Source organism: Sphingomonas oligophenolica (assembly GCF_039522915.1).
In the GTDB taxonomy this organism is placed as follows: domain Bacteria; phylum Pseudomonadota; class Alphaproteobacteria; order Sphingomonadales; family Sphingomonadaceae; genus Sphingomonas; species Sphingomonas oligophenolica.
On the sequence record NZ_BAAAEH010000016.1, the window covers coordinates 178038 to 184463 of the forward strand.

The 6426-nt window shown below is 63.2% G+C and carries 2 protein-coding genes and 1 pseudogene; 2 read left to right on the forward strand and 1 reads right to left on the reverse strand.

Features of this window, described 5'->3' with window-relative positions; all coding sequences use genetic code 11:
• The first annotated feature begins 11 nt into the window (after positions 1–11).
• Positions 12–1456: pseudogene (locus tag ABD050_RS09930) on the forward strand (conjugal transfer protein TraH).
• Between the two features lie 11 nt (positions 1457–1467).
• A complete protein-coding gene (locus ABD050_RS09935; protein ID WP_343889135.1) occupies positions 1468–5196 on the forward strand; it encodes a conjugal transfer protein TraG N-terminal domain-containing protein in 3729 nt (1242 codons plus the stop codon).
• A gap of 4 nt (positions 5197–5200) precedes the next feature.
• Here ABD050_RS09935 and ABD050_RS09940 read toward each other — a convergent pair whose 3' ends face one another.
• Positions 5201–5704, reverse strand: coding sequence for a hypothetical protein (locus ABD050_RS09940; RefSeq protein WP_343889137.1), 504 nt, complete (start codon positions 5702–5704; stop codon positions 5201–5203).
• Between the last annotated feature and the right edge of the window lie 722 nt (positions 5705–6426).

Below are 6426 nucleotides of genomic sequence, written 5' to 3' on the forward strand. Positions count from 1 at the left end.
GGAAGCCCGCCATGTCGCTTGCCGTTCCCAGACTCTATCGTCGTCTAGCTCGCCGTCTCTCGTTCGGCCTGTGCGGCATCGTTGCCGCTTGCGGCACGGCCGTGCCTACGCATGCGCAGAGCTGGGCGGAGAGCTGGTTCGATAACGCGACCTATACCTCTCCGGGCAGTTTCGAGGATCAGACCCGCGGCTATGTGACCGCGGGCGGCATGTCAGGCCGGGTGGATGTCCATAACGACTATCTGATGTCGCTCAGCCTCCCCAAGATCAAGGCCGGCTGCGGCGGCATCGACATGTTCCTGGGCGGTATGTCGTTCCTCGATCCCGACTATCTCGTCCAGAAGCTGGAGAGCATTCTTCAGGCGGCCCCTGCCGTCGCGTTCCAGTATCTGCTCGAGACGCTCGACGAGAAGATGGGCAACATCATTTCGAAGATGGAAGCGGCGACCAACTTCCTGAATTCGATCCAGGTCAATGATTGCCGATTGGCCAATCGCGCGGTTCAGATCGCCAAGGGCGACGACAATATGAGCGGCATCATCGAGGAGATGACCGGCTACAAATCCGTCAAGGAAGGCTTCGCGAAAAGCTACCAGCAGAGCCGCGAGAAGATCCAGGCGAACCAGAACAACCCGACCGAGGATCTGAAGGACGCGCTGCAGAACTGCCCGGCCGAGGTCACCGACATCTTCCGCACGGGATCGCTGCTTTCGCACGCGGCTTCGCGGGTCGGCGCCGGCGACTGGGCGGATGTGATGCGGGCGCGGGTCGGCGACGTCTATATGCGCTGGGACCCGACCGACAAGGTGCCGCTCTTCTCGGCGATCCCCGCCTGCCCGAAGCAGGATACCGAGTCGGCGGACGATTTCCTGAGCGGCCGCGTGCAGAAGCGCGCGCTCAATGTTCCGCCCACCGCCGGTGATTGCAGCCAGGATGGGACGAAGGGCGCGCTCGAACTCGCCCGCGCCCGGATGGAGTCGATTGCCGACAAGATCAGGACGCGCGGTGGCTGTCGGCCGACGAACGCCAGTTCGTGGCAAATGTCAGCACGCTGCCTGTTTACCGGATGCTCGAATGGGGCGTCCGCCAGGGCGTCCAGGGCTCGGTGATCAGCGATACCGATGAGCTGGTCGCGTTCACCCTCGCCTATCAGATGCTGAACGACCTGACCCGCTCGATCGACTTCGCGCTCAGCAATGCTGAACGCGGGACGACGGCGGCTGGCGCTGCCAATGCGACCAGTACCAATATCTGCCAGACCAAGATCCTGACCAAGGGCATTGAGCAATTGCGGGACCTTCGCGAGGAGGTGCTTCGCCAGCGCGCGCAGATGCGTCAGTCCTATCTCGCGGCGCTGAGCCAAGCGAACCTCTCGACATCCTATGCGGGGCTTCTGCGGCAGCGCGACCGCGATGCCCGCGACGCCGCCGGTGCCGCTGCGAACCGCAACCGATAGGTGCTCCCATGATGCGTCGGATCCTTCGCGCCGCTGTGACGGTCGCCGCTTTGCTCGTCGCCTCGCCGGCCTTTGCCGTCGACACAAGCTTCTACACCTATGATGGTTTTGCCGAGACGGTGGATGCATTCCGTCTCGTCGCGATGATCTTTGCCGACCCGCGTTACGAGACGCTGGTCGTGGTGATCGCGACGGTCGGGATTGCGGTGGGTGCGACGCTGACCGCCATTCGCGGCCAGGGCATGGGGCTTGTCGCTTTCGGTTTTCAGATGCTGGTCGGAATCGGCCTGTTCGTCGGCATGATCGCGACCACCGGCACCGTCCATGTCTATGACAAGGTCCGCAACGCCTATCAGCCGATCGGCGGCGTCCCCAATCTGCTCGTCCTGGTCGCCGGCACCACCAACCTCATGGAGCGCGCGCTGGTCGAGACGATCGACGACAACACGCTCGATCCGGATTCCAAGATCGAGTTCGGCGCGGGCGGGCACATGTTCGATCTGTTCTTCAATGCCGTCGCGCCGCGTGGACCGATGACCGACACCTTCCTTGATGCAACGATCAGGGACTATGTCCGGCAATGCTATCCGGTTGCGCGCGTGTCGCCGGCTTACGGCATCGACGACGACAAGCTGTTCCGCACGACAACCGATCTGCCCGCCGCGTTCGCAGCGATGGCGGGACCTGCGACCTTCAGCACGGTCTACACGGCAACCGACAAGGGCGGCACGACGAAGAGCTGTGAGGAGTCCTGGCAGTATATTTCTGACAGGCTCTCCGACCCAGCCTTGTTCGACGATTACACCAGGCAGGTCTGCCTGCGGACGGGCTTCGACGCGACCGACGCCAATCAGCTGACGCGTTGCCGCGCCCAGCTCGGCGAGGTGGGCGGCATGATGATGGGCTCGCCCCTGTCGCTCCAGGCTTTCATGACCGATGTCCTGCTCGGCAACACGGTCGGTGACGTCCTGTTCGAAGACAGCCCGGCAACGGCCGCAAGGATCATGGCGAACCGGGCCGTATTGTCGAGCGGCCTCGCCACCATGTCGGTCGCGAACGAATGGATGCCCACCATCCGCGCGGTCGTGTTCGGGATCATGCTGTTCATGATTCCGATCGCGCTCCTGTTCATCCTGACGCCGATCAACCTGCGCGTCATGAGCTTCGCCCTCGGCCTGTTCGTGTTCGTTGCCTTGTGGGGCGTGATCGATGCCGGCATTTACCAGCTGACCTTGGGCCGCGCGATGGGCGCGCTTGCCGAGATGCGCTCGAACGCCAACGGCGCCAACGCCTGGCTTCTTGCCCCCTCTTCCGCGCAAAAGGCTCTCGCTATCTTCGGCAGCTTTCGCACGGCCGCGGCAGGTCTCGCCGGCGCCTTCGTCTTCACCGTGTTCCGGTTCTCGGGGAATGTCTTCACGGCTTTCACCAGCGGCGCGCTCGGCGTCCAGGGCCAGGGTACCGCCGCCGCGTCGCCCATGGGCACGGCGGAAGGTCGCGCCTCGGCCCTTGAGGCACAGGCGTCCGCGCTGGGCACATCGGCTCGTCGTGGCGCTTCGGCGAGCTTTGGTGATTTCGGCGAGCGGTCGACATTTGGCGCCAATCGCAGCTTCGGCGCGGCGAGCACAATGCTGGGTGAACGCAACAGCGGGGTGCCGGGGGTGCCGGCATTCGGCATGGGCGGGATCGACGCGGCGCGTGAGCTTGGCGGGCTGGCGCCGGCGCTCGTCAATGGGGATCTGTCGAACCCCGCGACGCAACGGGCAGTCAGGGCCAACGCTACGACGGCGGCATTTCAACAGTTCGCCGAGAAAGACGCGCTGCGGGCTCTGGGAACGACCTATTTCGGCTCCGGTCAGGCTGGTGAGCGCGCCTTCGCTGCGTTCTCGCAAAATCTGGTGCAATGGCGCGCCTTCGGGGATCAGCGCGCGTACGATATGATGCTGCAGGGCGCGACACGGGCTTTCGAGCGCGGAGGCTACTCGCCGAAGGACGCTGCGCTGAAGGCGTCCGGCGTCATCGCTCAGGCCTCGGCGGACCCGACCTTCGCAAAGTTGACCGCCAATGCCTTCGACCAGGAAGCGATGCTCCGCAATGACATCACTTCCGCGCAGGTCCAGGTCGGGGCGATGGAAGGGCGGCGGGATTTCGCCGGCGACAGGGTCGCAGGCATAGAGCGCGGTAATGTGGCGACCGAGCAGGCCAGTCGGACCGGCACAAACCAGGGACAGCGCGATGCCGCCGGCATGCTCGGGCTTTCGGTCCAGGAAACCAGCCGCCGCATCGGCTTTATCAACGCGCTCTCCGGCGAAGCGCGCTCCTCCGCCATCACCCAACTCTCCCGCGCCACCGGCCGCAATGAGGCGCAGGTGGAGCACGCGCTCGAAACCTATAATGCATCGACCCAGCTTGGAACGGCAGACGGCGCCACAAGAGAGGCCGCACGTGAGGGCACGAGCGTTTATGGCCGGACGCGCGAAGCCGCCGGTTATGACTTTGCCGAGCGCGCCGGCAAGCTCGATGCCCAGCGCGAGGTCGGGCTGGACGGCACGCGGGGAGCCGCGCGCATCGGTGAGGAGCGTCGGCAGTCGGATAATTTCGGCTTTGCGGAGGGCGCCGAGGCGGCGGGCGTGTCGACACGAGAGGCTGCTCGGCTCGACAGCTTCATCCGCACCCTGTCCCAGACCGCCGGCAATCAGGTCGATATGGCCGACGGCGGCGCCGGTGGGATCGCGGATCGTGCGCGTAACGAGCGTACGTCTCGGATCGTCGACAATGAGCGCCTGACGCGAATGCAGGGTCTGCTGCGCGCCAATGGTATCACGATGACGAAGAAGCAGCTTGCAATGAACCAGAATGGCGACCTCGCCATGAACGTGACGCCACAAGTCGCCGGACAGTTGCACCGCGCGGGGCTGATCAACGATAGCCAATATGGCGCGATCGCTGGTGGTGGCTCGGCGCGGTTCAGCTTCGCCGACAACGATCTCCTGGTGTCCAGCAGTACCGGGTTTACCCGGTCTGCACGCAATGACACGAGCACGCGCTTCGAGGCGGGCAAGCAGGCTGGCCCAGATACGATCGAGCATTTCCTCGGCGGCGGCAGGGAAGGTCATGCGGCGATGGAAAACTGGCTCAGGGGCGGTTTTGAGATGGATCGTCAAGGGAATTGGCGGCTGAAACCACAGGTCGCCGATACTCTTCAGCGCGACGTTCAGGCGATTATGACTCAGACAGGGTGGTCAAGAAGCATCGCGCGGTCGGCCGAGGATAACACTTCGATGGGTACCGATATCAATGCTTCAATATCCGCCGACGCTCGCCGTGGCGGGGCAAGCAGCGGCAAAGGCAAGGGCGGCGGCTCCGTGAGCGGTGGAATCGGGGGTTCCGTTGGCTTTGTCAGTTCGGATCGAGGATCGACTACCGAAACCGCTGGCGCAACTATAGACATTGTGAATTACGACGTCCGCGAGGCAATTGCCGCGGCAGAGCGAGCGGCTTCTCGGTCCAAGGCTCCGGAAAGCGCGTTTGCGACAACCCTTTCAGATCAGATCCTTGGGAACCGCGGACTCAGAAATCGTTATCTGGAGCAAGCGGATTCTGGACGTGGTACGGCGGATATCACGGGGCCACTGACGTCAATCGAGCAGTCCTCAGTGCTTAGCAGCGGGCGGTTCTCAGACGATTTGGCGAATGGGCCTTTTGACGGAAACCCTGCGTTCAAAGAACGGCGAGATAAATAGTGGACTATAGCTTTTGATGGCGGCGCGAATGCCTGGGCGAGCGAGGATCGAGCGGGTCAGCCATCGGGTCGAGGTATCCACCGACGGAGCGCTTCGGAAACATCCGCTCGCGCGATGGTTCGACCCACTCCCAGCCATGATATTCCATCCACGCCGGTGCAAACCGCACCCCGAGAGCCATAACAGCGGTGAACGGATAGAGGGCGATATTGAGATAGCCGGCGAGCGCGGTCGAATAAGCGTCGTCGAGAGTTGGGCTCCAATAGGAGGCGAGTTTGCCCGACCAATAGATCGCGATGCAGGCCCACCAGAGCTTGGCGTACCAAGGTCGCCACAGCCACGCGGATGCGTGCGGACGAACCCGCACAGGTTCTATGCCCTGTTCTGGCTCTTCGCTTGGGGTGATCGCAGGGTCCATTACCGGGTCCTTTCCACATTGGATCATAGCATCCAGGCCGAACAAGTGGAATCGAGTTGTGAAGCTGCTCGTGGCGAATTCGCGTCCCATGGTTGTTCTCCTGGCAGGCGGTCCCCTATTTCCCTCCGCTCCCCTTCCCTCCGCGACTCTCCTCGATGCCACCTTGCCTGATCATTGGCGATAGTATCGCGCTTGGGATCGCCGCGGCATTGAATGCGCTGCTGCCAACCGGCTGCGATATCCGTGCCCGGATCGGCGCCTCAGCCGCAGCAATCAGCCTGATGGTCCCGCCGACTACCTATCGAGCCATCATAATTTCGGCAGGCTCGAACGACCGTGAAAATCGGGAACTCGACCGGGACCCGAAACGCCTCCGAGGCAGGCTACCAGTCGCGACGATCTCCTGGATATACCCGCGAAACCCGGCCGGAGCATGGAGCGTGTATCGTGTGGCGCGCCGACACGGTGATCGATCAGTGGATCTGACCGAGATCGGTTCACGAGATGGTGTTCACCCACGAGATTATGTCGCAGCGGCGCTGCTGGTCCTGGGCGTCCAGTTCGGTTCATCCCACCGATCGGCCATAGCCCTTCGTGGACCCCGGAGCCGATACTGCTCCTTGAGCGGGCGCGGACGCGGCCGAACCTGCCTACCGTCTAAGCAGATCGGCAAACGCGATCTGACCGTCAAATAGTGCGCGGACGATCATGTAAGCGCGTTGAGCGTTGCCATAAGCCTTCCTAACTGCAGCGCGACATTCAGGATGAGAGTCGCGCGACAATCAAGATGAGAATCGGTAGTGGGGTGTGGC